25 protein-coding genes and 2 pseudogenes are annotated in these 23885 nt (G+C 63.8%); 12 read left to right on the top strand and 15 right to left on the bottom strand.

The window, feature by feature from the left end; genetic code table 11:
• Positions 1 to 247 precede the first annotated feature (247 nt).
• Together ppnN and GPA22_RS09545 are read left to right on the top strand one after the other, a co-directional pair.
• Entirely contained in the window at positions 248 to 1672 is a 1425-nt protein-coding gene (gene ppnN / locus GPA22_RS09540) for a nucleotide 5'-monophosphate nucleosidase PpnN (protein ID WP_169255842.1), read from the top strand.
• A 51-nt stretch (positions 1673 to 1723) separates the two neighbouring features.
• The gene (locus GPA22_RS09545; protein ID WP_211169032.1) at positions 1724 to 1993 is read left to right on the top strand and encodes a hypothetical protein; all 270 of its coding nucleotides are present in this window, start codon (positions 1724 to 1726) and stop codon (positions 1991 to 1993) included.
• 114 nt (positions 1994 to 2107) lie between these two features.
• On the opposite strand, the gene GPA22_RS09550 is transcribed toward GPA22_RS09545, so the two are convergent.
• From GPA22_RS09550 to GPA22_RS09560, 3 genes are all read right to left on the bottom strand, one after another.
• A complete protein-coding gene (locus GPA22_RS09550) occupies positions 2108 to 4300 on the bottom strand; it encodes a PhoX family protein (protein ID WP_169255843.1) in 2193 nt (730 codons plus the stop codon).
• 111 nt (positions 4301 to 4411) lie between these two features.
• On the bottom strand, positions 4412 to 4690 hold the full coding sequence (locus tag GPA22_RS09555; RefSeq protein WP_246264219.1) for a hypothetical protein: 279 nt from the start codon (positions 4688 to 4690) through the stop codon (positions 4412 to 4414).
• Between the two features lie 40 nt (positions 4691 to 4730).
• Positions 4731 to 5522, bottom strand: a complete 792-nt coding sequence (locus GPA22_RS09560) for a DUF2189 domain-containing protein (protein WP_246264221.1) — start codon at positions 5520 to 5522, stop codon at positions 4731 to 4733.
• A 168-nt stretch (positions 5523 to 5690) separates the two neighbouring features.
• Between GPA22_RS09560 and GPA22_RS09565 the strand changes: the two genes are divergently transcribed.
• Positions 5691 to 6455: a Crp/Fnr family transcriptional regulator gene (locus tag GPA22_RS09565; RefSeq protein WP_169255845.1), complete on the top strand. Its 765-nt coding sequence runs from the start codon at positions 5691 to 5693 to the stop codon at positions 6453 to 6455.
• A gap of 24 nt (positions 6456 to 6479) precedes the next feature.
• Here the strand turns inward: GPA22_RS09565 and fdxA are convergent, their stop codons facing one another.
• Positions 6480 to 6803, bottom strand: a complete 324-nt coding sequence (gene fdxA, locus GPA22_RS09570; protein ID WP_169255846.1) for a ferredoxin FdxA — start codon at positions 6801 to 6803, stop codon at positions 6480 to 6482.
• 184 nt (positions 6804 to 6987) lie between these two features.
• Here fdxA and GPA22_RS09575 point away from each other — a divergent pair, with 184 nt between their 5' ends.
• Complete coding sequence (locus GPA22_RS09575) at positions 6988 to 7578, top strand: hemerythrin domain-containing protein (protein WP_169255847.1); 591 nt, start codon at positions 6988 to 6990, stop codon at positions 7576 to 7578.
• 37 nt (positions 7579 to 7615) lie between these two features.
• On the opposite strand, the gene GPA22_RS09580 is transcribed toward GPA22_RS09575, so the two are convergent.
• The 7 genes and pseudogenes from GPA22_RS09580 to GPA22_RS22935 all read right to left on the bottom strand — a co-directional run.
• A complete protein-coding gene (locus tag GPA22_RS09580) occupies positions 7616 to 7867 on the bottom strand; it encodes a diguanylate cyclase domain-containing protein (protein ID WP_169255848.1) in 252 nt (83 codons plus the stop codon).
• Between the two features lie 17 nt (positions 7868 to 7884).
• A pseudogene (locus GPA22_RS22930) lies at positions 7885 to 8154 on the bottom strand (PAS domain-containing protein); the annotation flags it as partial.
• A 127-nt stretch (positions 8155 to 8281) separates the two neighbouring features.
• The gene (locus GPA22_RS09590) at positions 8282 to 8968 is read right to left on the bottom strand and encodes a DUF2894 domain-containing protein (protein WP_169255849.1); all 687 of its coding nucleotides are present in this window, start codon (positions 8966 to 8968) and stop codon (positions 8282 to 8284) included.
• The gene (locus tag GPA22_RS09595) at positions 8961 to 9602 is read right to left on the bottom strand and encodes an OmpA family protein (protein ID WP_169255850.1); all 642 of its coding nucleotides are present in this window, start codon (positions 9600 to 9602) and stop codon (positions 8961 to 8963) included. The genes GPA22_RS09590 and GPA22_RS09595 overlap by 8 nt, the downstream gene beginning before the upstream one ends.
• Positions 9603 to 9604: 2 nt before the next feature.
• Positions 9605 to 11530 carry a DUF802 domain-containing protein gene (locus tag GPA22_RS09600; RefSeq protein ID WP_169255851.1) on the bottom strand — a complete coding sequence of 642 codons (1926 nt, stop codon included), beginning with the start codon at positions 11528 to 11530 and terminating at the stop codon, positions 9605 to 9607.
• Complete coding sequence (locus tag GPA22_RS09605; RefSeq protein ID WP_169255852.1) at positions 11527 to 12297, bottom strand: DUF3348 domain-containing protein; 771 nt, start codon at positions 12295 to 12297, stop codon at positions 11527 to 11529. The genes GPA22_RS09600 and GPA22_RS09605 overlap by 4 nt, the downstream gene beginning before the upstream one ends.
• A gap of 53 nt (positions 12298 to 12350) precedes the next feature.
• A pseudogene (locus tag GPA22_RS22935) lies at positions 12351 to 12458 on the bottom strand (GMP synthase (glutamine-hydrolyzing)); the annotation flags it as partial.
• A 210-nt stretch (positions 12459 to 12668) separates the two neighbouring features.
• Here GPA22_RS22935 and GPA22_RS09615 point away from each other — a divergent pair.
• The 8 genes from GPA22_RS09615 (at position 12669) to GPA22_RS09650 (ending at position 19732) form a co-directional block, all read left to right on the top strand.
• Entirely contained in the window at positions 12669 to 13583 is a 915-nt protein-coding gene (locus GPA22_RS09615) for a tyrosine-type recombinase/integrase (protein WP_211169034.1), read from the top strand.
• A gap of 49 nt (positions 13584 to 13632) precedes the next feature.
• A complete protein-coding gene (locus GPA22_RS09620) occupies positions 13633 to 14100 on the top strand; it encodes a hypothetical protein (RefSeq protein WP_169255854.1) in 468 nt (155 codons plus the stop codon).
• Positions 14101 to 14240: 140 nt separating this feature from the next.
• The gene (locus GPA22_RS09625; protein WP_169255855.1) at positions 14241 to 15068 is read left to right on the top strand and encodes a hypothetical protein; all 828 of its coding nucleotides are present in this window, start codon (positions 14241 to 14243) and stop codon (positions 15066 to 15068) included.
• A 102-nt stretch (positions 15069 to 15170) separates the two neighbouring features.
• Positions 15171 to 15917, top strand: a complete 747-nt coding sequence (locus GPA22_RS09630) for a hypothetical protein (protein WP_169255840.1) — start codon at positions 15171 to 15173, stop codon at positions 15915 to 15917.
• Positions 15910 to 16161 carry a helix-turn-helix domain-containing protein gene (locus GPA22_RS09635; protein WP_169255856.1) on the top strand — a complete coding sequence of 84 codons (252 nt, stop codon included), beginning with the start codon at positions 15910 to 15912 and terminating at the stop codon, positions 16159 to 16161. Before GPA22_RS09630 ends, GPA22_RS09635 begins: the two co-directional genes overlap by 8 nt.
• The gene (locus GPA22_RS09640) at positions 16154 to 18604 is read left to right on the top strand and encodes a bifunctional DNA primase/polymerase (protein ID WP_169255857.1); all 2451 of its coding nucleotides are present in this window, start codon (positions 16154 to 16156) and stop codon (positions 18602 to 18604) included. The genes GPA22_RS09635 and GPA22_RS09640 overlap by 8 nt, the downstream gene beginning before the upstream one ends.
• A 472-nt stretch (positions 18605 to 19076) precedes the next feature.
• Positions 19077 to 19304 carry a hypothetical protein gene (locus tag GPA22_RS09645; protein ID WP_169255858.1) on the top strand — a complete coding sequence of 76 codons (228 nt, stop codon included), beginning with the start codon at positions 19077 to 19079 and terminating at the stop codon, positions 19302 to 19304.
• The gene (locus GPA22_RS09650; protein ID WP_169255859.1) at positions 19301 to 19732 is read left to right on the top strand and encodes a hypothetical protein; all 432 of its coding nucleotides are present in this window, start codon (positions 19301 to 19303) and stop codon (positions 19730 to 19732) included. The genes GPA22_RS09645 and GPA22_RS09650 overlap by 4 nt, the downstream gene beginning before the upstream one ends.
• Positions 19733 to 19926: 194 nt before the next feature.
• Here GPA22_RS09650 and GPA22_RS09655 read toward each other — a convergent pair whose 3' ends face one another.
• The 4 genes from GPA22_RS09655 to guaA all read right to left on the bottom strand — a co-directional run bounded on the left by GPA22_RS09655 (position 19927) and on the right by guaA (position 23820).
• Complete coding sequence (locus tag GPA22_RS09655) at positions 19927 to 20670, bottom strand: restriction endonuclease (RefSeq protein WP_169255860.1); 744 nt, start codon at positions 20668 to 20670, stop codon at positions 19927 to 19929.
• A 95-nt stretch (positions 20671 to 20765) separates the two neighbouring features.
• Entirely contained in the window at positions 20766 to 21155 is a 390-nt protein-coding gene (locus tag GPA22_RS09660; RefSeq protein WP_169255861.1) for a hypothetical protein, read from the bottom strand.
• Positions 21156 to 21196: 41 nt separating this feature from the next.
• Positions 21197 to 21538: a hypothetical protein gene (locus tag GPA22_RS09665; RefSeq protein ID WP_169255862.1), complete on the bottom strand. Its 342-nt coding sequence runs from the start codon at positions 21536 to 21538 to the stop codon at positions 21197 to 21199.
• Positions 21539 to 22254: 716 nt separating this feature from the next.
• Complete coding sequence (gene guaA, locus GPA22_RS09670) at positions 22255 to 23820, bottom strand: glutamine-hydrolyzing GMP synthase (protein WP_169255863.1); 1566 nt, start codon at positions 23818 to 23820, stop codon at positions 22255 to 22257.
• Positions 23821 to 23885 lie beyond the last annotated feature (65 nt).

Consider the following 23885-nt stretch of genomic DNA (forward strand, 5'->3'; position numbering starts at 1 on the left):
CCTCCCGCCTCCGCGCCACCCCTCCCGCGCCGGTGCAGGCGGCCGGCGCCCCGTTCGCGATCCCGCTGCGCTGGCGCGACTTCGAAGCCAACCTCGTCGTGCATCTCGACGTCCGTCGCTGAGCGCCGCACTCAGCGAACGCATGCATTCTCCAGCCCGTGCGCCTAATATGCGGGACTCCCCCATCCTGCAGCGGCGCTGACGCAACCTCACGGTTTCCGGCAGGCCGCGCACACGAATCCGATTCATGACAAAGATCTCCGCAAGATTCCCGGTCGTCGACGCCCAGGTGTCGCCCACCGGACGCATGGAAGTGCTTTCCCGCACCGAGGCGGCCCGCCTCTCCAGCCAGGGCCACGGCGGCCTGCGCGAGCTCTTCCGCAATTGCGCGCTCGCCGTTCTCAACTGCGGCAATCCACTCGACGACGGCAAGGAACTGCTCGCGCGCTACCCCGATTTCGAGATCCACATCATCCAGCGCTCGCGCGGCATCAAACTGGACATCCGCAATGCACCGGCAAGTGCCTTTGTCGACGGCACGATGATCCGCGGCATACAGGAACATCTCTTCGCGGTGCTGCGCGACGTCCTGTACGTCAGCAGAGAGGCCGAGGGAACGGCCGGTGCCGTACCGGCGCGTTTCGACTTCGGCACCTCGGAGGGCATCACCGACGCGGTGTTCCAGATCCTGCGCAACGCAGGGATCATGCAGCCGGTCATCCAGCCCAGCGTCGTGGTGTGCTGGGGCGGGCATTCGATCAGCGGCGCGGAGTACGACTACACGAAGCGCGTCGGCTACGAACTGGGCCTGCGCGGGCTGGATATCTGCACCGGCTGCGGGCCCGGCGCGATGAAGGGACCGATGAAGGGGGCGGCCATCGGGCACGCCAAGCAACGCATCGGCAAGGCGCGCTATCTCGGCTTCACCGAACCGGGGATCATCGCGGCCGAATCGCCCAATCCCATCGTGAACGATCTGGTAGTCTTCCCGGACGTCGAGAAACGGCTGGAAGCCTTCGTCCGTACCGGACACGGCTTCGTCGTCTTTCCCGGCGGAGTCGGCACGGCGGAAGAAATCCTGTACGTGCTGGGGATCCTCCTGCATCCGGCCAACGTCGATCACCCGCTTCCCCTGGTCTTCACCGGCCCGAAGAGCGCCGAGGAATACTTCCGCCGCATCGACGGCTTCATCGCGGAAACGCTGGGCGACGAGGCGCGCAGCCGTTACCGCATCATCATCGATGATCCCGCCGCCGTCGCGCGCGAGATGCAGGGTGGAGTCGCAAAAGTGCGCTCCTTCCGCAAGGAGTATCGCGACGCCTACTATTTCAACTGGCTGCTGCGCATCGAGCACGAGTTCCAGCAACCCTTCCGCCCGACGCACGCGAACATGCGTCGTCTCAGGCTGAGCCACAACCAGCCGCGCCATCTCCTTGCGGCCGACCTGCGCCGCGCGTTTTCCGGTGTCGTGGCGGGCAATGTCAAGAACGACGGCATTCGCGAAATCGAGCAGCATGGTCCGTTCGAGATCCACGGCGATGCGGGGATCATGGGCCCGATGGACGCCCTGCTCTCGTCCTTCGTCGCCCAGGGGCGCATGAAGCTGCCGGGAACGGCCTACAACCCCTGCTATACGGTGGTTTCCGGGAAGCCCGAAGTAACACGATCTTAATCATTGGCAGGTATAGTGGCGATACGAGACATCAACACACCAAAAATAACCATGAAAAGCCACACCACAGAGAACTTCCTCCCCGCCGAGCCGGGTTTCCATCGCACGCGCGCCGACGGGTTCTACGAGCCGATCCGCTTCGTCTTCGTGAACAGGAACATGCGCGAACGCATCCTGAACGAACGCCGCATTATTCTGGATGCGCTCTCCCCCTTGAGCCGGGCGCGCCAGGAGCGGATCTTCAGCCAGTACGACCCGGACGAGCGGCACCGCAAGTTCCGCGAGATCCTGTTGATGTATGGTCGCCCGGTAAACGCCTGAGCGCGGGGTGCGGCCAGGCCGCACTGCGATTCGCCCCAGAGACAAACGCGGCCTCGGCCGCGTTTGTTTTTTGTCCGCGCAGCGGGCGTTCGCGACGCCCGCCGGGTCTCTGCGTCAGACGCCGATCTTGCCGCCGTCCTCGCGCGTGATGACGATGGTGGCCGAGCGCGGACGCGACAGGCCGCCATCCGGCCAGTGGCTGCCGAAGCTGCCGGTCGCAAAGTCGGGGCGGGTGTCTTCGCCCGGGTGCTGGATGTTGATGAACAGCGCCTTGCCGTCCGGCGTTTCCGCCACACCCGTGATCTCGCACTCCTTCGGTCCGACGAGGAAGCGCCGCAGGTTTTCCTCGCCCAGCTGCTTCCCGACGTACGTACCCACCGTCCGCGAATCCGTGCCGTTGCTGTTCGTGATCGTCCGCGGCCCGCCATCGCCGACTTCACCCGGGACGGCCGCCAGCAGCATGCAGTTCGTCACGTCGGTGTAGGCGCCGTCGTCGGTCTCGATCCACAGCACACCCGTAGCCTGGCTGAACCAGAGGCCGTCGGGGCTGGAGAAGTCGTTGGCGTCGGTCAGCCCCGAGAGGTTGACGTTCGCCGCATCCGCCGCGGCTCGCGCGCCGAACAGGAACACGTCCCACTTGAACGCGGTCGCGGCGACGTCGCCGCCGGCTTCAGCGAAGCGGATGATGTGGCCGTTCGGGTTGCCGAGCTGGTTCTGGCCCGTCGTCTTGCGGTCGTTGTAGAAACGCGGGTTGGCGGCGTCGAGGCGCTCGAGCGGACGGCTCGCGGCATTGGTGTTGGTCAGCGCCATATAGACCTCGCCGTTGCGCGGATTGACGGCGCCCCATTCGGGACGGTCCATCTTCGTGGCGCCGGCCGCGTCGGCCGCGAGGCGCGCGTGGATGACCACGTCGGCCTGATCCGCGAACGGGTATGCGGTGTTCGCGGGCGACACGTTGCCGACGCCGAAGCCCAGCTCGATCCATTGCCCCGTGCCGTCGGCGTCGAAGCGCGCGACATAGAGCCTGCCGTCGTCGAGGTACTTGTCGCCCGCCGCCATCCCGCCATTGGCGTCGTCCGGGCTCCACATTGCATTCGAGACGTACTTGTAGATGTACTCGTTGCGCGAGTCGCAGCCCATGTACCACACCAGCGGATGGCCGGTCCGGACGGGGCCGAGCCATGCGCCTTCATGCGCGAAGCGGCCCAGCGCGGTACGCTTCTTCGGCATTGCGTTGGGATCGAAGGGATCGATCTCGACGACCCAGCCATAGGTGTTCGGGCCGTTGCGATAGTCGTCGCTGCCGTCGGTCGAAGCACCGAGCTTCATCGCATTCCAGCGGCCGTAGAGATCGTCCGCCGTATCGGGGGTGACGGTCGCCCACAGTTCGCGGCCGTTGCCCGCCACGCCGTAGCGTGCCAGGGCGGTCCGCTCCCTGGCCGTGCGGTTCGGGTTGTCGGTCGCAACGATGCGGCGGAAATAGCCGGCCCAGTTCTCCTCGCACGTGAGGTAGGTGCCCCACGGGGTGTTGCCGCTCGCGCAGTTGTTCGCGGTGCCGCGCGTGCGGCTGCCGTCCGGCGAGTACTTCGTGACCATGTACGGGGTCTTCCCGGCCGGGCCGGACAGCTCCATCTCGGTCAAGGTATGGACGCGGCGGTTGAAGTGCGAATCGCGCCGGTAACGCCATTCGCCGCCCTCGCGCGCGGTCTCGATCACGCTCACGCCATGGACGTAGAACTCGCGCAGCACTTCCTCGGCCACCGTGCGCACGCCGCCGACCACCGTGGGGCCGTTCGGATGCAGGAAGGCCGGCGTGATCGCTTCGTGGTTCAGGCACAGCAGGCCGCGATCCGATTCGTTCTTGTGGTGCCTGCCGTTGGGACCGAGGCCGAAGAAGTGCATGCCGTCGTGATGGTCGCCGGCGCGCAGTGCGAAGCTGTCGGCGGGGTCCGTGCCGTCGTTCCGGTATTCGCCCACACTACCGTCGATCGGGTCGCCGAGGCGGTACAGCACGGTATGGCGATAACCTTCCGGCAGCGAAACCATGTCGGCGAGGCTCTTCGCGACAGGCGTGAAGGCAAGCCTGGGCGGCGTGCGACCGGGCGCGGCCGCGCCGTTGGCGGCAGGTGCGGCCATCGCGGGTGACAGGCCGGCGCCGAACATCGTCAGCGCGGCGGCACCCATCCCGCCGCCGAGAAGCTGGCGGCGCGACAGGCGCGCCTGCAGGATGCCGTCGAAAGAAGGATTCGCTGACGGGTTGGTGGATTCGTCGTCGCCGTCGACGTGCAGGACGTTCTGATTGTTCATCGTGTGTTTCCTCTGTGGGGGGTGCCAACTGGGCACCGTAAGCCACACAGATTAAAAACACATGACAGAACAATCACTTCGCGAACCGGACGCGGGGAAGTGTGGACCGTGTCACTCCCCGGCACGAAGATCCGCGATGCGCTGCCGCGAACCGACCGCCACCCCCAGGCCCGATGAGTCCGGCCTGCCGCAGGGCTTCGCCCCGACGCACGCGGCGAGATCCGCCAGCTCCGGCGGAAAATAGAGCATCAGTTCGCAGTGCAACCCGCCGTAGTTCTCGTGCCGCATCAGTACCGCGGTCGTCGCGTTTCGATCGCCTAGCTGTCCGAACAGTGCACACACGCGATCCAGCTCGTCGCCGGCGAGCATCGCATCACCCAGGTTTGCCATGAACCATTGTTCCATTTCCGTCTGGCCTTCTATGCGTGCTTCACTTCCGATGGCGAGACTGCTCTTCCGGAACCCGCCCCTGCTCGTCCGGGAACACCGTGCGGTAGAGCGCTTCGGTCGCGAAGGCCGCTATGGGCAGCGTCACCGTCAGCAGCAGGGGCACGGCGATTGACGCGATGATCGTGCTCGCCAACAGGCAGCTCCACGTCAGGTTTGCCGGAATGCTGCGGAAGATGGCGCGAACACTCGCGCTCACGGCCACGACGAGATTGGCGCGGCGCTCGATGAGCAGGGGCACGGCATATGCGGTGATGCTGAATGCGATCACCGCAAAGAGTCCGCCCGCCAGCACCGCTCCGAGGTGGAAACGCAGAAGCTCAACGGAGAACGGAAAGAGCATTCTCCATCCGGAGTAGCTGCGGCCCAGCATGAAGCTGTAGAGGATCCCGGCATCCGTCATCCAGATCACGAAGAGGAAGAGGCAGACAAGTACCAGGCCCCAGAGTGACGGCGGCGATTGCAGGAAGCCACCACCCACGTCTCGCCACGTCGGTTTCCGGCCGCGGCGCTGTGCGGCCGACATGGCGAAAAAACCTGTCAGCAGTGCCGGCGCGACAATCAGGAAGCCTCCCACCAACGGCAACGCCATCGGTGCCAGGCCGACCGTAACCAGCAAGGAAATGAACCCCACGCCGAGCACCGCGAATCCCCCCGCATACGTCAGCGACAGGGGCGCCGTCTGCACGAACACGCGCAGGCCCGACGACACGGCAGCAACGACCTGCCCGGGGCGGACATGCCGCGGTTCCGGGCGACTGACATTCATCGACATGGGGCACCGTAAGGCAAGTTATCCATTTCATCCTAGTCCGAATCTGCCGTCTGGCATCACGCGCAAGCAAGCGCGGGTGGCACGGACATAAGATGCATTTTTGTTGACTCTTTTTCAAGTCCCCCTATAGTCAAGTGAACGCTCGCCTCGACAGGCCACGAGAACACCATGGGACACGCGCCACCACTGTCCGCCCTGCGCCCGCAGCCCGGCCCGCTCGCCGGACACGGACGCGCCTTCGCCACAGCGCTGGCGCAACGGCTGGGGGCGCTCGACATCTTCTCGCTGCTGCCGCCCGCGGACCTCGAATCGCTTGCGCAAGGCGCGCGCTCGCGCCGCATCGGCCCGGGGGAATCGCTGTGGTTCGCCGGCGAGCACGCGAAACATTTCGCGGTGGTCGAAGCGGGCATGGTCGAGATCCGGCGGATGACGCCAACGGGCGAAGGGATCGTCGTCGGGCTATTCCGGCGTGGCGAGGCGGTCGGCCTCGTCGCCGCACTCGAGAGCGGCAACTTCCCGGCGGACGCCATCGCGCTCGGCGGGCCGGCGGAAGTGCTGCTGATCCGCGCGGAAGCGCTGCGGGAAGCACTGGGCAACTCCGTAGCTGTCGGGCTGGCGGTGAACCGTGCGCTGCTGCAGCACACCGCTGCGCTGCGCGCGAAGATCGACATCGTCAGCGCGGGTTCCGTACCGCGCCGCCTCGCTGCGCTGATGCGTTACCTGATCGGGCGATTCGGCCAAGCGACAGAAGACGGCACCATCATCGTCGACGCACACCTCGGCCGCGATGAAATCAGCCAGCTCGTGAGCGCGCGGGTCGAAACGGTGATACGGATCCTGAGCCGGTGGCAGAAGGCCGGCTGGCTCGCCTCGCGGCCCGGCAGGATCGAGATCCTGCGTCCCGACATGCTGCAGCGGATCGGCGAATCCTGACCCGCCACGCGCAGGCCTTCGTCGTCAGCGCTCGAGCAGTTTGAGCTTGTCCTTGACGGTCGCCCAGAAGCCGGCATCCTCAGGCGCCGGCTTCACCTCGACAATCGGGATCCACTTTCTGGCGAGTTCCTCGTTGAGCGGAATGAAATGCCGCTGGTCAGCGGGCACGTCATCCTCCGAATAGATCGCATCGACCGGGCATTCGGCGACGCACAAGGTGCAGTCGATGCATTCACTCGGATCAATGACGAGGAAATTCGGGCCTTCGCGGAAGGCGTCGACGGGGCAGACATCGACGCAATCGGTGTGCTTGCACTTGATGCAGGCTTCGGTGACGACATAGGTCATGATTTGCTCTCTCGGGGTGATCGGGTCTTGCAGTGCGGGATCAATGTAGGGCGGACGCGCCGCAGCCTGAATGACAAAAATCATTCCCCGCGCAGGACCCGCTCCCTAGGATGGAATCACACCGCACAGACCGGCTCCGCGGCATCCGGGATGCCGGAATCGCCCACGATTGCTGGAGATCGCCATGTCCGGACACATCCTGAAGTGGCAGGCCGAGCACGCCAACTACCACAAGCTGCTCGACCTGCTGCAATCCCTTACCGCATCCTTCATGCACGGCGACGAGCCGGATTACGACCTCATGTCCGACATCGTCTACTACATGACCCAGTATCCCGACCACTACCACCATCCACGCGAGGATGTCGCATTCCGGCGGCTGCTTGCGCGCGACCCGACCTTGGCTGCCATCGTCGACGAACTCGCGCACCAGCACGGTGCGATATCCGAATGCAGCACGGCACTGGCGGCCGACCTCGCTGCCGCGGCCAATGGCGCGATGATGCCGCGCTCGACGCTGGCCACGGACGTCCGCAACTACGTCGCCTTCCTGAAAAATCACATGGACGACGAGGAGCGCGAGCTCTTCCCGCGCCTTGCCGCCGCGCTCGATGACGAAGACTGGTTCCTTGTCGATTCCGCGATTCATTTCGCTGCGGACCCGATCTTCGGCGATTCCGTGCAGGAGCGCTTCAGGACCCTGCATCGCCGGATCGCAGGCCAGGCTCACTGCGGATGCAAGGAACCTGCCGCGACCGTCTGCTGCCTCGATTGAGGTCTGGAGCCGGCGGGGAAACCGCCGGGCGCACCGCTCAGGCGGAGGGCCGGGGCTTGTTCTGTTTGTCCGCGTACATCGCCTCGTCGGCGTGCTTCAGGATATCGTCCGGGTCCTGTCCGTGCCCGGGATGGAACGCCACGCCGATGCTCGCCCGGGTGCGCAGTATCCGCGCATCGAGATCGAACGGATGGCTGATCGTTTCGCGGATCTTGTCTGCAACCTCGTGCGCATCCTCGGGCGTCTGGATGTCCTCGAGCAGCCCTTCTCGGACCAGCACGTCGACCACATCAGGTCCACGCGATGCCCATCCTTGTGGACGTAGCGGTTCTCGAAACCGATGCGCGCACCACCGGCGATGATCTCGCCGGCTTCCTGCATTGTCCGCTCCCGGTCTTCCGGGGCGAGAAAATCGAACAGGTGGTGGCCGACCATTTCATCGGCCGAGTAGCCGAGAATCCGCTCGCATGCGGCGTTCACGTACATGATGCGTCCGCCGGGCGCGACGAGAAACACCACGTCGAGCAGCAGGTCGACGAAGTTGGGCAGGCAGTCATCGCTCGGAATCGCAGACATCTGAATAGAATACTATCAGTGCGGCAAGGTATGACGAGGAGCTTGACACGGATTCATGACACGGAGTCGAGGAGTCGTGCGCCCCATCGATCACCCCCCGGTTTCACCGATCAAGGCCGGCTGCACGTCAGGCCCTGCTGCGGCCCGACTTGCCCTTCTTCTCGCGCGCACCCTTCACTCCGGCCTTCCTCGTGGCATTGCGACCCGCGTCCGCCTGGTCCAGCCATAGCAGGGCATCCACGTAGGCGATGAACTGCTGCAGGTACTCCGGCGATATATCGCGCATCTGCCGGAGCGACTGCAGGACGAGGAAATGCGAGTTGAGCGGGCCGGCGTTCTCCGGCGCCTGGGCGAAAGCCTGCGACAGCTGCCGGTCGACGCTGAGCCGCGCCCAGGTGCTGCGAAAATACCTTACCGATCTCAGTTCCGCTTGCGGCTCGGCGACGGGGTCTGCTGCCGGTATCGCTCCGCCCGCCCCGCCGTCCGCCGCCTGGCGGGCAATGTGGGCCAGCAGCTCCCCCAAGGGCGTATTGCCCAGCCCTTCGCGCCGCGCGAGCGCGTCGTGGTCCTTGTCCTCCGCCCGCTCGAAGCGCTCACGGTAGTCGCTCACGAGCGTGGCCAGCCGGGCATCGAGAAAACGTCTGGCGTCGCCGCGACAGGCCGACGAGCGCCGCGCGAGCGACTCGATGAAGCGGAAGCGGACCGGATCGAAGCGCTCCGCACCGCGTACGCGCAGCGACTCCATCAGCCGCTCGGTATCGATCCTTGCCAGCGGATGCGACGCCGGCACACCGGACCGGCCTGGATCAGCCATGTCCCGCGCCCACCTTGCTTCCCTTGGGAACCGGCGCCATCTCCACGCGACGGTTCCGCGCACGCCCATCGGCGTCGGCGTTGGACGCCACCGGCTGCTCCTGCCCGAAGGCCGCGGCGAAAACCGAGGACGAAGGAATGCCCTCGTCGACCAGCGCCCGCGTCACCGTCAGGGCGCGCTGGGCGGAGAGTTCCAGGTTGTCGGCGAACTGCCGGTTGGTGTCGCGCACCGGCCGGTCATCGGTGAAACCGCTCACCATCAGCATCTCGTCGTTCACGGCGAGGTAGGCGGCCAGCGGCGGCGCCAGGCTCTTGAGCAGCTGTCGGCCTTCCGGCTGCAACTCGTCGGAATTGAGTGCGAACAGCACGCTGCCGCTGATGCCGATGCGCCCATCATTGAGCGTCACGCGCCCCGCGGCGAGCGGCACCGCGAGGGCTTTCTCCAGTGCCTCGCGCTTCTGCTCCTCGGCATGGCGCTTCTGCACTTCGGCCTCGAGGCTGGTCACGAGATCGAGCTGTACGCCGAGCACACCGACGAGTATCAGCACGAACGCGCCCAGCAGGCCCGACATCAGGTCACCGAAGACCGCCCATACGGGCGTCGAATGTTCGATGCCGGCTTCGAGCTCGTCCATTGTCAGACCTCGCCGACGACGGGCGCCAGTCGACCGGAAAGCGCCTGCAGGTCATCGACGATCTGTCTCTGCGACATGATCGAGAGATCGATGATTTCCCGCGCCTGGGCCACGTAATAGGCGAGTTGCTCGTCGCTGCGCGTGAGCGACTTGTCCAGCGCCCCTTCGATGCGCTGCAGCGTCGTCATGAGCTTGTCGTTGGATTCGGTGAAGAGCTGCACCGCGAACCCGAAGGCCTCGCTCAGGCTGGCGACCTCCACCGCTCCACCGGTGACCTGGCCCGCCGCCTCCGCCATCCGCGCCGACTCCGCGTCGATGTTCTCGGTGAAGCGGCTGCCGGCACGCTCGAGCATGCCCGACGACGAAACCACCAGCGCGTCGATCGCTCCCCTCTGTTCGATGGATGCGCGATTGATCACATCGAGCAGCGTGTTCAGCGTTTCCATGATGCGGCTGCGCTCGGCCAGCAGTTCGTTGTCGCGCGCGATGCTCGCCGAAAGTTCCTGTCGCAGCTGGCCGATGACTTCCGCCGCGGCCCGCGGCGCTTCGGCCGCCGTCTGCATGAGGCGGGAGACTTCGGCAATGGTGCTGCCAGCCTGGGCTTCCACGGACGCCGCGATGTCGCGGGCGGTCTCCCCCAGGGTCTCGCAGATCCGCTCCTGCTGCGCCAGCGTCCGCGCGCCGACCTCCTGCCACTCGCGTTGCAGCGACGCGGCCATCGACTCCAGCGCCCGGGTCTGCGCGACCCGCCGCGCCTCGTCGCCGGCGGCCAGTTCAGCCTGCAGGGCTCGTGCCGATTCGGCGATCGTCGCGACGAGCGCAGTCGAGCGTTGCGCGAAGGCATCGGCAAAGGCTTCGAGCGACTTGTGCAGATCTCCGGCGAGGCGGTCGCTGGTGCCCTCATGCTTGGCCAGGGCCGTCGTCCAGGTGTCCGCCACCGTGGCGACGCTGGCGCCGAAACGCTCGGAGATCCCGTCGAGCTGCGTCCCGACCGCGTGCGCGACACGTTCCTGCAACGCGGCGGTCTCGCGCGCAATCCCGTCCATCGTCGCGGCGACCACGGGCTGGATCGTCTCGCCGGCGAGGCGGGCACTCTCGGTCAGGCTCACCCTGAGGGACTCGTCAACCGAACGCGCCAGATTCGAATACATCTCGCGCGCGTCGCGGTGGAAACGCTCCTGCCCGGAAAGCAGTTGCTCGTTCAGTTCCCGGCCCTGCCGATCCATCCGCGCCATCATCGCGTCGAACCTCTCCACCAGCTCCGGCAGGAGCTGTGCCTGCACCTGCAAGGCCTTGTAGGTTTCCTGGCGTTGATGGACGAGCGAAAAACCGCGCAGCGTCGTGGCGATGCGGGTGTCGAGCCGCTGCCCCACCTGCAGCCGCTCGCGCCGGCACACGGCGGAAATCAGGCCCAGCATCGCGGATGCCGCGACGCCGGCCACCGAGGTGCCGAACGCGACGCCCAGGCCCCGCACCGGCGCGGCAAGCGATGCACGGATGGCCTCGAGGTTCGTCGTGCTTTCCAGCGCGATGACCGCCCCGTTGAGCGTCACGACCATGCCGAGAAAGGTACCCAGCATCCCCAGCAGCACCAGCAGGCCCACGAGGTACGGCGTCATCGCCGGGCCCGGGAGCCCGACGCGCTCGCCCTCGATGCGCAGGCGCACCGGGTTCTGCAGCGAAGCCGGCAAGCCGCGCAACCACTCACCCGCGTTCTCCAGCCCATCGGGAATGACGTCGAGCGCCCGCGCCAGTGCGGACGTGGTGCGATGAAAGCGCAGCAGCTCGACCGCACCGGTCACATACACGCCACCGATCAGCGCCGTCATCGTCAGCGCCAGCGCACTCGATCCGACATACCCGGCGCCGACCCACAGCACGGCAATCAGGCCGACGCCGAAGGCCACTGCACAGATCGTTCTATTCATTGCTTCCCCGTTGCCACATTCTCGAGTGCCGCGATCATCCCGGCGACCGGTTGCAGGCGAAGGTCCAGCTCTGCCAGCAGCACCGACTGCATCTCCCGGCAGAACCCCGCCAGCCACCCGCCGGGCTGCATCCACCGGCCCGGTTCGTCGGCTGCCTGCGCTTCGGCCAGCTTCAGCTGATGTGTCTTGTACAAATGATCAAAGCGCCTGCCCAGGAGCCCCGGCACCGTCGCCAGCAGGTCGCGCTCGCGGCCGGCCAGCGCCTGCTCCATGACCGCATCCAGCGCGGCGAGCCGTCCGAGAGCAGGGGTCTGCCCGGACAGCGCCGTACGCACCGTGATCCGCAGGGGGCCGATGCTCGCGCTCATGTCGCGCTGATGGGCGAGGTAGTACCGATGATAGGGCGCGAAATCGGCCGCGCTCTCGATGCTCGCCTGCGGATCCGGCGTCGGCAGCTCGATGCGCGCCCGGCCGGGCCTGATCACCCCATCGGTGGTGATCGACTCCACCAGCGCAGCACGCACACGGGCCAGCGCCTGTCGTGCGGCCGAGCTTTCCGCCGAAGGGGCTGCGGCCAGGACGTCAGACGCCGCCTTGTCGGCATTGATCACCGAGAACAGCGTCAGCGCGTCCGCGAAACCCAGCCATTGGCCGAGCCGGTCCGCGAAAGACTGCTTCGACGCGGGCACGTCCGCGACCGCGAGATCGGCAAGCGCGCGTACCAGACTCGAACTATTGAGTCGCGTACGCGGCAAACCCTGCGCCATGCCTAACGACGCCCGATCGGAGAAAACAGGAGGGGGCCTGCTTTACGACCCGATCACTCCCACTCGATCGTTGCCGGCGGCTTGCCCGAGATGTCGTACACGACGCGGTTGATCCCCCGCACCTCGTTGATGATGCGGTTCGACACCTTGCCGAATGAGGAAAAATCGGCTGCGCATCAATGGGTTACGACACTTCAATTGCTGTACCTCTCCTGCCTGTCCAAGCCCTGACCGTTTGGGGGCTTGAAATGAACATCCGACAACGGGGCGACCGCTTCCAAGTGCGGGTCACAGTGGCCGGTCAAACCGCTACCCGCACTTTCACATCGAAGGCGGAGGCTACACGATGGGCACGTCATCAACAAGTTGCGATGGAGCGCGGGGAGTACGAACCACCCCGCCCTGCCGTCACCCTTGCCGAAGCGATTGATCGCTATGAACGGGAGGTCCTCCCTTCCAAGCGGGGCGCGGCACAGGAGCGCTACACCCTCAAGGCGTGGCGGGCTTCCGCGCTGGGCCGCTGCTCACTGGCTACGATCAAGGCTGCGGACGTCGCGCAGGCACGCGACAAGCGGCTGCAGGAGGTTTCCAGCGGTTCCGTGCGTCGCTACCTGGACACCCTATCCGCTGTGTTCGAGGTCGCCGCCCGAGACTGGGAGATCGTCACCGCGAACCCGGTGCGGGCGATACGGAAGCCGCCCAACGGGCGCCCGCGCGAACGGCGCCTGCTACCGGGCGAACTGGAACGCATCATTGCCGCGTCCGAATCGCCCGACTTCCCGGCAATCGTCACGCTGGCCGCGGAAACGGCCATGCGGCGATCCGAAATTCTCGGGCTCGAGTGGCGGTATGTCGATCTGCGCAAGCGCCTTGTAACGCTTCCCCTCACCAAGAACGGCGACTCCCGCACGGTCCCCCTGACGCGCAAAGCGGTCGAGGTTCTTTCCACGCTGCCGCGCAGGATCGACGGCAGGGTGTTCGACAAGAACGGCACCAGCTTATCAGGCGCATTCCAGCGCGCCGTCCTGCGGGCCCGCCGCAGCTACGAGCGGGAACGCTCCGAAGCTGGCGCCACGGCCGCGGAAATCGGGCAAGACGGGTATCTGTGCGACCTGCGGCTTCACGACCTGCGCCATGAACGCGTCAGTGCGCTGGTTGAGGGCGGGTTCAGTCTGATCGAGGTTGCGGCGATCAGCGGACACAAGACCATGCAGTGCCTCAAGCGGTACAGCCACGTCCGGCCTACACACTTGGTCGCCAAGCTGGACGTGATGGGAAGTCGATAGTGCCACCCGGGGCCGGAATCGTGCCCCACAACATACCGGAGAAACCACCATGAACACCTTTAAAGCCCTTGTCGACCACCTCGCCGCCCTCCTCCATACGGACCTGGAGGGCGTGGAGCGCCTCATTCGATGGCCTGAAGCCGAAGGGTTGCAGCGTCGCGGTAGCTTCATGCGGAAGGAGACTTTCGCGCGGGCCTATGCGGGCGGGTGCGTGCACGAGCGGGTCACCGCTAACTTGGTCGAGGTCACGCCCCTGGCTCACGACCATATCGAGGCCCTGTCGGGGGTGCAGGACCGTGTCGGCTTCCTGCTCGCCAACATCACGAAATCCGCCCCCATTGGCAGCGTAAGGCGCCTGTGCGGGCTCAGTTTCGGGCAGATGGGGCAGGTATTGGGCGTGCATCATCAGACGGCCCGCGCGCTGTGTGGCCCTTCCTGGCTGTACTACAGGGACCATGACAGGCTTTTCGCGCGGCTGGCTCCGACGCTCGCCGGATGGGTAGGCGCTCGCGGCTGATTATTCCGTCTGGTTGCTCTTTCAAAATTCGGAAGCTATTCTCGGGCCGGGGCTAGATCGGCCAATCGAACCGGAGCGCAACCCCGTCCGCGCTCCCGCCCCGTCTCTTTTCCGATGGGCGGGCTTGGGACGGGGCAATAATGAAAGACTCTATTTTCGCGCGCTCGCAGCGCAACGAACTTGGCGAAACGCTCTCACTTGAGGACGTCGCAAGGCTTTCGCGGTGCAGCCTTGACGACGTTCACGGCCAGATAAATAACGACGACCCCTTACTTCGGCGACTGTACACCCTTATCAGTTTGGGGCAGTTGACCCCGGCAAAGACTGAGGACTATCTGATGCCTGAACTCGTGTTGGGGAGTTTTGGTGGGCGGGCCGTCAAAACCCCTTCGAGTCCTGCGAAGCGTTATTTCATTGATCCCGCCGCACTGCACCCCCATCGCGAGACCCTTGGTGACATCGGCCCTGAACTCAATAAGTGGTTGGAATCGGAGGACCTGCCCTCGGAAGACCACGCCGACTTCGACGCCAAGTCGGCGCGCGAAACCGCAACGTCCAAACCAAGAGGCGCGAAATTCACCAAACAGGATTGGGAGGACGATTACTTCCGGCGCATAAACCCATTGGGGGCAATCTTGGCTGGGGCCGCGAGGAAGGGGAAGGCCGCGCTAGGCGACCTTCTCAACGGTAAGGATCTGAAATTTACTATCCCTATGATGTACGAAGCCCTTGGGAAACCTGAGGATCTTAAAGGCTCCGACATACTCCGCCTCCCCCCTGTTAGGGACGCTGAAACCCTGCGGCACGCTGCCGAGCGTGCCTATCCTAGTTTTGAGTTTCCTCGGACGAAGGTTTCTGACAAGGTCGGCACTCTCGCACTCATGAGGGAATGCTATGAGATTGGCGAACCTCTTGTCATGAGTGGCGAGGGGTGCGAGATCCTCAAAAGGGAAGGAATTACCGTCTGATTCCATTCCGCGCGGAAAGTCGCGCGGAAAATCGCGGAGTCGCGCGATCCGTTTTCAGGGGAATTTTAGATTGGCCTCACCTAAACACGAGGGCCAATCCCCATGAAACAAGACCACTTTTCCGTTTCTGAAACGGATTTCTACAAGGTCATGCCGCAGATCACGCGGCTTGTCTGGTTGCTCGAAGGAGCGAAGCCGAACCTTCGGCAGGTGCTGCTGCGCGGTCAGGCACATCCGGGTTTTCACCCCCTACAGAGCGAGCTTCGGAATCTGGATCGCGTACTGCGGTCATTGCCGATTGAGCGCGACATCGACGGGGGCCCGTGCTTCTCCTCCCATGGCAAGGACGTGGGGTGCAGCATGAAACACACGTTTCATATCGCCACGAAACAGGCGGCGCGACTGGCGCGCGTCGAGCCTCATGTTCTTTACCAAGCGCGTGCCCGGAACGGTCATTGGCGCGGCATCGCGCCCACGAAACTCCCGAACGGGCGCTTGCTCTGGCGCGGCGATCACATCGCAGAAGTCGCCGGCATCATCCCCAACTATGCCGACCAGACGCCGGGTGAACGGGCACTGATTACGTTCCTGGAGCAACAGGGGTTTCCGGTCACGGCGGAATACTGGAACCTCGGCCGCACGCTCCTGGACGTCGAACGCGATCCCTGCGCCGACCCTGCGGACCTTGTTGGGGAAGCGCGCTTCGTTACCGAAATCGTGGTGGCGCTCTGCACAAGGGTGGAATGCTCGCTCCCTGCAATAGACGACGTTAGCAAGCGCAGGGTGATTGCCGCACTCGGATTGATCGCTTCGCAAGCTACCTCTTTCACGGGGGTGGGCGATGAGTAAGCTGAATCTTTCGAGACAAGCGCAGTGCGCCCGCCTCCTCGCCTGGCTGCGCGAACACGGCCAAATAGCGACCAGCGAATGCCGCGAATTGCTGGCAATCATGAGTCCCGCCGCGCGTATGATGGAGTTGCGTAAACAAGGTTTTTCGATCAAAACCGTGTGGCGCAAGGTTTCCGACTCGGAAGGGGTGATCCACACGCAAGGCGTTTACATCATGGGCGCGGGGGGCTGCGAGCATGAGTAATACGCTCGATTTTGCTCTCGCCTACGCGGCGAAACTCCCCGGACGCATGTTGCCAGTCGTTCCCAAGGGCAAGCGGCCGGCCATCGGGGATTGGGTCAATGCCGCGTCGCGCGACGAGGACACATTGGCGCGTTGGTTCAGCGAAACGGCGAATAACCTCGGCTGGACGCCTGATCGCGGTGTGTTCGTGCTGGACATCGACACGAAGCCCGACGAGGGCGGGCGCAACGGATTTGACACGCTGCACGATTTGGAATCGAGGTTCGGCGCCCTGCCCGCGACCTTGACTGCAACCACGCCGACAGGCGGAAAACACATGCTTTTCCGGTGTGATAACGACGTTCCGGTCAAGTCGATTGTCGGATCTAAACTCGGGTACAGCGGTATCGACATTCGCGCATCAAGCGGGCAGATCGTTGTCGCGCCGTCCGTTCGTGCGGAAGGCGTCTATCAGTGGGACGGGTGGGACCCGACCGCAGAGGACGCCCCGCAGATCGCGGACGCCCCCGATTGGCTGGTTCGCCTTGCCTGCGGGCGTGATACAGCGAATGGGAAGGGTACACGGGCAACTGCAGCGCCCAAGGGGCAAGGTGTCGGGCGCGCTGAGGGCAAGGTGTGTGCTGGTGCGCGGAATGCCACGCTGGTTTCGGAAGCGGGGGCGCTGCGGCGCCGGGGCTGGGGCTTTACTGCGATCGTGGAGAGCCTCACGGCCTTGTCCGAGAGCCAGTTCGATCCGCCGTGCGATGACAGGGAGATTCGCGAGGTGGCACGCTGGGCGTGCGGGTTCGATCCCGACGAGGGGGCGGATCTCGCAAGTGGTGTTGGCGCCGACGACTACGCTTCCATGCTTGATGACGCGGAAGGCGACGCCGGGGCCGTGGTTGAAGTAGCACGCCGGTTCAACGCCGACGAGCGCCTCTCGAGGACGGAAGCGCAAGCCCTGCTCAAGCGGGCGTCGAAGGCTGCAGGCGTCTCCATGAAGGTGCTGTCGGCCGATCTGCGGGCGCCTGCTGACGCCGGGAACATGCCGGTCATTGAGATCAGGCGGGGCGACTTTGCCGGGAGCGTTCGGAGTGCCGAAGCGATGCTGTCATCGGTGCCGGGGCTGCGCGTCCGCTCCGGCGCCCTGGTCGAGGTCGTGCGGAGCGGCAAGCGCGCCTCCATCGCCGCCGTACAGCCCGCCCGCCTCGCCTTCATGCTCGCGGACGCGGCCCGGTGGCGTTACGGGGACGAGTTTGGCACCCCTGACCCCGCTGTACTGCAGGCGGTAATGGCGGGGCCGAAACCCGGTGTTCCCGAACTGGACGGGCTAATGACACAGCCCTCGCTCACCGCAACCGGCGAAATCCTGCTGACACCGGGGAACCACGAGGGATGGGAAGCGGTGTTCGACCCTGCCAGTTTTCCGCCTTTCGAGGGAAGCGGCGCCGACGCGCTACAAGCGCTGCGCGGGCTCCTCGCCGGGTTCCCGTTCGCCTCTCCGGTCGATGAGTCGGCGGCGCTCAGTGCGATCCTGACCGCAGCGTGTCGCCCCTCGCTGCCGACTGCGCCCGCGTTCCTGGTCGCGGGGCACGATCTTGGCAGCGGTAAATCCTTCCTGGCACGGGTTATCGCCGCGTTCGCGGCCGATGAAGCGGACATGAAACGCTGGCCGGGGCGCGGCGAAGAACAAGACAAGGTGCTGACAAGTGCGCTGCTTGCTGGTGAGTTCGTCATGTCCTTCGACAACCTCATGACCAACTGGAGTTCGGCGACCCTGGCCGCGATCCTGACCGCGCCGACCTACTCCGATCGACTCCTGGGCGGCAATGAGGTTGCGCGGCTCTCGACCCGCTGCCTCGTGATTGCGAACGGCAACAACGTGCGCCCTGCTGCCGACCTGGCAAGGCGCGTCGTTACGGTCGAGCTTGATCCGCGCGTGGAACGCCCTTGGGAGCGGAGCTTCGACTTCGACCCGCTCGCGATCGTGCGCGCAGACAGGGGCAAGTGGGTCATGATCGCCTTGCGCGTCCTGCAGGAGTTCGTCCAGTCCGGGACGGCTCCCGATCTTTCGCCCTTCGGCTCTTTCGCGGAATGGTCCCGGCTCGTGCGCGGCGCGCTTGTGTTCCACGGCCTGCCCGACCCCGTGCGCGCGGTCAGCCGCAACGTCGAGGACGACGACGAGCGCGAGTTGTTGGGACGCCTGCTGCAGGCTTGGTTTGACGTGTATGGCGCCGAACCCGTGACACTGCGCGACGCCCTGCAAGAAGTGCGCGGCATGGCGTCCGGGCCGCGGGAAGCGCTGCGGATCGCCTTCGAAGAGGTGGCGCTGCGGCGCGGCGAGATCGACGCCAAGGCGCTTGGCAGCTGGATGGCGGCCCGACAAGGGCAGATCGTGAAGGGCAAGCGACTGTTGAGGGCCGGCCGCACCTACAAGGGGGCGGCATGGAAAGTAACGCCATGACCGCGCAAGCGGTGCTCTCTTGTTCCTCGCGGCCGTCCGTGGAACAATTTTTTCGTGGAACAAGTCAGGGTGTCAGGGTTCGAAAATTCTGGTGTCAGGGTCCGCAGCCCAGCAACGGCGCGGATTTCAGGCCAAAACCTGACACCCTGACACCCTGACTCTATGCTGGCTGGCTGGAAAACATATATATCGCTCTATGCATATACGCTCCGCTCCCCCCCCCACTTGCGCACCCTGAGTCAGGGTGTCAGGTTTTTGCTTTTGTCATACCTAAGCGCTAGTATCGGCGCGGGTTTCAGAGGCGTCGCCTACCCTGACACCTGTCAGGGAACGTGTCAGGCTTGAGTCAGGGTATCAGGGGCACCGAGCGTGCGACGCCTAGCCCCTCGGGCAAGGGGTGCCCAGCCGGCGACACCGTTACGGCGTAACGCTGCTATAATCGCTGTTACTGCGTAACGTTCGAGATTTTCCGGTGGCGACAGCGGCAGAACGACAAGCGGCTTATCGGCGCCGACGCGCCGAAGGCAACGGCGACAAGCGCCTCAACACCTGGATCAGCGCGGCCGCCAGCGCGGCCCTTGACCGCCTGACGTTGCATCACGCGACAACGCGGCGTGCGATGCTCGAACGCCTGATTCTGGAGGCTGACAGCGCCCTGTCCGTCGAGCCCGCCGAAGAGGACAAGGAGAACGACCAATGAGCGACATCACCTCCACCGCCCGTGTAGATGCTAACCGCGAGGAAAGCCGCACCGCGGCCCAAACCGCAGCCGTGGTTCCTGCCCTCGCCCTTGACCATCGGGAAGCCAAGGCCCGCGCCCTGTCCGTCTTGTGGACCGGAGATCCCTCGATCGCGGCCCGCGACGCGTTCAACGCCCTGGCCGAACGCAACCGCCAGCTTGTAAACGGAAGCCCCGCCGAAATCCGCGTCGCGCTCGCGGATCAAGTCGCGCTCCTGGAGGCGACAGTTTCCGCCTACACCATTGCCGCCGCCCGCGAACGCAAGATTGAGAACCGCCGCGCCCTCGCCGGGGTCGCGCTCCGTGCCTCGACCACGCTCACACAAGTCCTGCTCGCCCTGCACCGCGTCACCGAGGACCAGCGCAATGGCGCAGCGATCAACGTCTAAATTGCTGCGCATGAGGGCGCAGCGGGCGGAGAGTGCTGGCGCCAAGCGACGCCGCGACCTCGCCCAACGTTACCCGGATGTACCTGTGCAGGCGTGGGCGAACATGGGTGACGGGGTGTTACATGGAGTTGGCGCGGCAGCGCTGCGCGATTGGTTGGCTAGCACGGAAGAACTCGGAACGGCTCTTAAGCTGCCTATACGCTTGCCTCACCGCTAATCAGAGTCGGAAAATTCTTTTGCACATGCTCGCGCAATCCTGGCAACTCGGAGTGATGTAGCAACATTACCCCGAGCGCACTTGCAAGCTGCCTTGCAGATGGTGTGTAGTCTGCGTTGGAAACAACCAGCGCAATATCGCACTGCTCGAACTGCCGCCCTGCAGCGACCTCCTGCACAGCCTTGTTCCCCACGGGTTGCCCATAACGCTTACACTGAATAGCGACTCGCAAGTTGCCAATTATGGCGACGAGATCGACGCCCTGATCCCCTGTGCCGCCTTTCCGCACAATTGACCAGCCGTGGCGCCTCAAGACATCGGCGCAATAAACCTCGTAATCGGGACCAGTAAGTAAGTCGGTATCGAAGGGTACGGCATCGGGAACATACAGCTCCAAACGCTCATCCACGAGGCATTGAATGGTCGTCGCATTGACGGGGCTGAGCCTTGAAATCTCCCGGTCCGTGTTTATCACCTGGTCTGTGAAATAGACTACCTCTCTTGCCCAGTCATCAAGTCCCGCCTCTTTTCCATAATCATCGGTATATACACATTGGTGACGTTTCATCGAGAGAGTTGAAAGATGCTCATTGATTAGTTCAATCGCTCTCTTTGTCGCCACTTGCCGTTTGTCCGTGCTCGCTTTTACAAAATAGGCGAAGAAAACAGGGATGCAGACTATCAAAACGAAGATGACGATTAGTACGCTGGAAATGCTCATGCCACCTTCCTCCTTTCACCATGTTTAGTCGTCATCACACTTGCACAGTATCTGGCGCTCCACTTGTGTTTGGCTCGTAGGCTCCTATTGTTACCTTACAACTTGCGCCCGGCAATGTTGGCTGCCTGGGCGGCGTCGATCTGCGTAGCCGTGAATACGGGACGCCACAGCCACATCTGCAGCGAGTAACCGATCTCGATGTAATAGCTCTTATCGGCCTCGACGACGAAGGAGGCGGGCGCTCCCGTCGAGGCGACCAACGTCTTACCCACGGGAACGTAGCTTTTCAGGTGGCCGCCCGGCCCGATGTCGCCGATCTGCATGCCATTGATGAATACCGGCGCCGCGATTGCAGAGCCGGTAAAGTTATTCGCGCGAACCAGATGCACTGTCGCAGATGGTGCCCCCGCGGGCACCTCGACGTGATAAAACTGCGACGTCTCCGCACATCCGGCAGCGAGCAAGCCGGCAATCGCGCCGATCATGAACCCGCGTCGATTCATATCTGACCTCCGTCGTTCGGACATCAATGGGTACAGAATTCTTCCCACGCGACCTCTAATGCAGTCGTTGGGATCGACTCAGAGTTCATATGTTGATTCTGTGGAATTAAATTAAGCGCCATTAACTGCAACTTTGTCGCATTTACTTGCGCTGTTGCTTCAAATTTTTCAATCGTTACGCGCGCAGATAAATGGTCAATCATTTTCTCAGCGCTATCACGGCTCTTATTTCCGCTCGCATATACACCTGACTCATTTCCTACAAGTACAGCGTTTCCAATAACAACATAGCGCGTGAACCCAACCATTGCACCAAAAGAGTTCTTTGAATTTACCTCGCCACAATATACTTTCTCGCTGTCCACCTCTGAAAATCTACCGACCCGCTGGTTTCTGAATTCCGCGGACGACGCGTCTTTGAGCAAATATCTGACCCGAGTCTCATCCTCACCTTCAAACAGACCACATGCACTCACGAGCATGATGATTAGGCCGGCGCCTATTACGTGATCGATTCGCATAAATCGCCCTTTTATGAGCATCAGAAAAGATCTGTCGCCTCTGCCCGACGTCTTCTCCGACCGAGGCTAAAGCCTATCCCGGTCACATACGATATTCACAACATGGGCTGAGATGATGTGACATTTAACACATTCCCGTGCACAGGCGAGACCTCCGACAGCGTGACCGACTCATCAATCCAAGGTCGAAATCCAAGAGTTTGAAAACCTCGCTCGGATCTCAGAGCCCCCTGGGTCGCCATAGCAAAAATTTACCGAAATAAAACTTACTACGTCATCAAACTATCGTCATGACGAGGTTGATAGTCGCATAAACAATGACGCGGTGCTAATGTAACGACAAGGGCGAGGGGTTCGCCCCGGCAGATGATGGACAGAAAGCTTGTCCATTTTTCTGTCCATTCACACGTTGTAATTGCTTGGACAGGTAGAGGGCTAGGTACAGCGGCAGGGCGAGCGGCCAGCGGGCGGCCATGATGGTACATGTAGGCCACGGAGACAAAAAAGCCTAACGTTTTCAGGCGTTAGGCTTTCTTGGAACACCGTAGGTTAGATCCCGATCACTCCCACTCGATCGTTGCCGGCGGCTTGCCCGAGATGTCGTACACGACGCGGTTGATCCCCCGCACCTCGTTGATGATGCGGTTCGACACCTTGCCGAGCAGGCTGTGCGGGAGCTCCGCCCAGTGCGCGGTCATGAAATCCTGGGTCTGCACCGCGCGCAGCGCCACCACGTACTCATAGGTGCGCCCGTCGCCCATCACCCCGACACTCTTCACCGGCAGGAACACGGCGAACGCCTGGCTGGTCTTCTCGTACCAGTCCGCCGCACGCAGCTCGTCGATGAAGATCGCATCGGCACGGCGCAGCAAGTCGGCGAACTCCTTCTTGACCTCGCCGAGGATGCGGACGCCGAGACCCGGGCCGGGGAAGGGATGGCGGTAGACCATGTCGTGCGGCAGGCCCAGCGCGATGCCGAGTTCGCGCACCTCGTCCTTGAAGAGTTCGCGCAGCGGCTCCAGCAGCTTCAGGTTCAGCGTCTCCGGCAGCCCACCGACGTTGTGATGGCTCTTGATCGTGTGCGCCTTGCCGGTCTTCGAACCGGCGGACTCGATCACGTCGGGATAGATCGTGCCCTGCGCCAGCCACTTCGCGTTCGGCAGCTTCTGCGCTTCCGCCTGGAACACCTCGACGAACTCGCGGCCGATGATCTTGCGTTTCGCCTCCGGATCCGAGACGCCCTTGAGATGGCCCATGAACTGCTCGGTCGCATCGACGTGAATGACCTTCACGCCGAGGTTGCGCGAGAAAGTCTCCATCACCTGTTCGGCCTCGTTCAGGCGCAGCAGGCCATTGTCGACGAACACGCAGGTGAGCTGGTCGCCGATCGCGCGATGCAGCAGCGCCGCCACGACCGACGAATCAACGCCGCCGGACAGGCCGAGGATCACCTCCTCGTCGCCCACCTGCGCACGCACCTTCTCGATCGCCTCCGCGACGTAGTCCGGCATGTTCCAATCGTGACCGCAACCGCAGATCTCGTGCACGAAGCGGGCAATCATTTCCTTGCCCTTGATCGTGTGCGTGACTTCCGGATGGAACTGCACGGCGTAGAACTTGCGCGCTTCGTCGGCGATTGCCGCGATCGGGCAGGCTTCGTTGCTCGCGATCACCTTGAAGCCCGGAGGCATCTCGGTGACCTTGTCACCGTGGCTCATCCACACGTCGAGCAGGCCGTGGCCCTCGTCGTTCGTGCGGTCCTGGATACCGCGAAAGAGCTCCGAATGGCCGCGGGCACGGATTTCCGCGTAGCCGAACTCGCGCTTGCCCGAGCTCTCGACCTTGCCGCCGAGCTGCTGCGCCATCGTCTGCATGCCGTAGCAGATGCCGAGCACCGGAACACCCAACTCGAAGACGGCCTGCGGGGCTTTCCAGTCCAGCGCCTCGTACACCGAGTTCGGTCCGCCCGACAGAATGACGCCGGCCGGTGCGAACTTGCGCACGAAATCATCGGAAACGTCGAAGGGATGGAGTTCGCAATACACCTGCTGCTCGCGCACGCGACGCGCGATCAGCTGGGTGACCTGGGAACCGAAATCGAGGATGAGGATTTTCTGGTGAGCCATGGCGACGGTCTCGGGGTACGAAAAAAGGAAAGGCGGCCCGCGTGGGCCGCCTTCGGTGTCGGGAT

The organism is Aromatoleum toluvorans (assembly GCF_012910905.1).
GTDB lineage: Bacteria > Pseudomonadota > Gammaproteobacteria > Burkholderiales > Rhodocyclaceae > Aromatoleum > Aromatoleum toluvorans.

Coding starts and splice junctions, on each gene's coding strand:
- fdxA (WP_169255846.1), bottom strand. CDS start 6,803: ATGACCTATGTCGTCACCGAAGCCTGCATCAAGTGCAAGCACACCGAT.
- GPA22_RS09640 (WP_169255857.1), top strand. CDS start 16,154: ATGAGTAATACGCTCGATTTTGCTCTCGCCTACGCGGCGAAACTCCCC.
- GPA22_RS09630 (WP_169255840.1), top strand. CDS start 15,171: ATGAAACAAGACCACTTTTCCGTTTCTGAAACGGATTTCTACAAGGTC.
- ppnN (WP_169255842.1), top strand. CDS start 248: ATGACAAAGATCTCCGCAAGATTCCCGGTCGTCGACGCCCAGGTGTCG.
- GPA22_RS09615 (WP_211169034.1), top strand. CDS start 12,669: ATGGAGCGCGGGGAGTACGAACCACCCCGCCCTGCCGTCACCCTTGCC.
- GPA22_RS09565 (WP_169255845.1), top strand. CDS start 5,691: ATGGGACACGCGCCACCACTGTCCGCCCTGCGCCCGCAGCCCGGCCCG.
- GPA22_RS09660 (WP_169255861.1), bottom strand. CDS start 21,155: ATGATCGGCGCGATTGCCGGCTTGCTCGCTGCCGGATGTGCGGAGACG.
- GPA22_RS09650 (WP_169255859.1), top strand. CDS start 19,301: ATGAGCGACATCACCTCCACCGCCCGTGTAGATGCTAACCGCGAGGAA.
- GPA22_RS09590 (WP_169255849.1), bottom strand. CDS start 8,968: ATGGCTGATCCAGGCCGGTCCGGTGTGCCGGCGTCGCATCCGCTGGCA.
- GPA22_RS09555 (WP_246264219.1), bottom strand. CDS start 4,690: ATGGCAAACCTGGGTGATGCGATGCTCGCCGGCGACGAGCTGGATCGC.
- GPA22_RS09620 (WP_169255854.1), top strand. CDS start 13,633: ATGAACACCTTTAAAGCCCTTGTCGACCACCTCGCCGCCCTCCTCCAT.
- GPA22_RS09575 (WP_169255847.1), top strand. CDS start 6,988: ATGTCCGGACACATCCTGAAGTGGCAGGCCGAGCACGCCAACTACCAC.
- GPA22_RS09605 (WP_169255852.1), bottom strand. CDS start 12,297: ATGGCGCAGGGTTTGCCGCGTACGCGACTCAATAGTTCGAGTCTGGTA.
- GPA22_RS09560 (WP_246264221.1), bottom strand. CDS start 5,522: ATGTCGATGAATGTCAGTCGCCCGGAACCGCGGCATGTCCGCCCCGGG.
- GPA22_RS09600 (WP_169255851.1), bottom strand. CDS start 11,530: ATGAATAGAACGATCTGTGCAGTGGCCTTCGGCGTCGGCCTGATTGCC.
- GPA22_RS09550 (WP_169255843.1), bottom strand. CDS start 4,300: ATGAACAATCAGAACGTCCTGCACGTCGACGGCGACGACGAATCCACC.
- GPA22_RS09655 (WP_169255860.1), bottom strand. CDS start 20,670: ATGAGCATTTCCAGCGTACTAATCGTCATCTTCGTTTTGATAGTCTGC.
- GPA22_RS09595 (WP_169255850.1), bottom strand. CDS start 9,602: ATGGACGAGCTCGAAGCCGGCATCGAACATTCGACGCCCGTATGGGCG.
- GPA22_RS09545 (WP_211169032.1), top strand. CDS start 1,724: ATGAAAAGCCACACCACAGAGAACTTCCTCCCCGCCGAGCCGGGTTTC.
- guaA (WP_169255863.1), bottom strand. CDS start 23,820: ATGGCTCACCAGAAAATCCTCATCCTCGATTTCGGTTCCCAGGTCACC.
- GPA22_RS09625 (WP_169255855.1), top strand. CDS start 14,241: ATGAAAGACTCTATTTTCGCGCGCTCGCAGCGCAACGAACTTGGCGAA.
- GPA22_RS09635 (WP_169255856.1), top strand. CDS start 15,910: ATGAGTAAGCTGAATCTTTCGAGACAAGCGCAGTGCGCCCGCCTCCTC.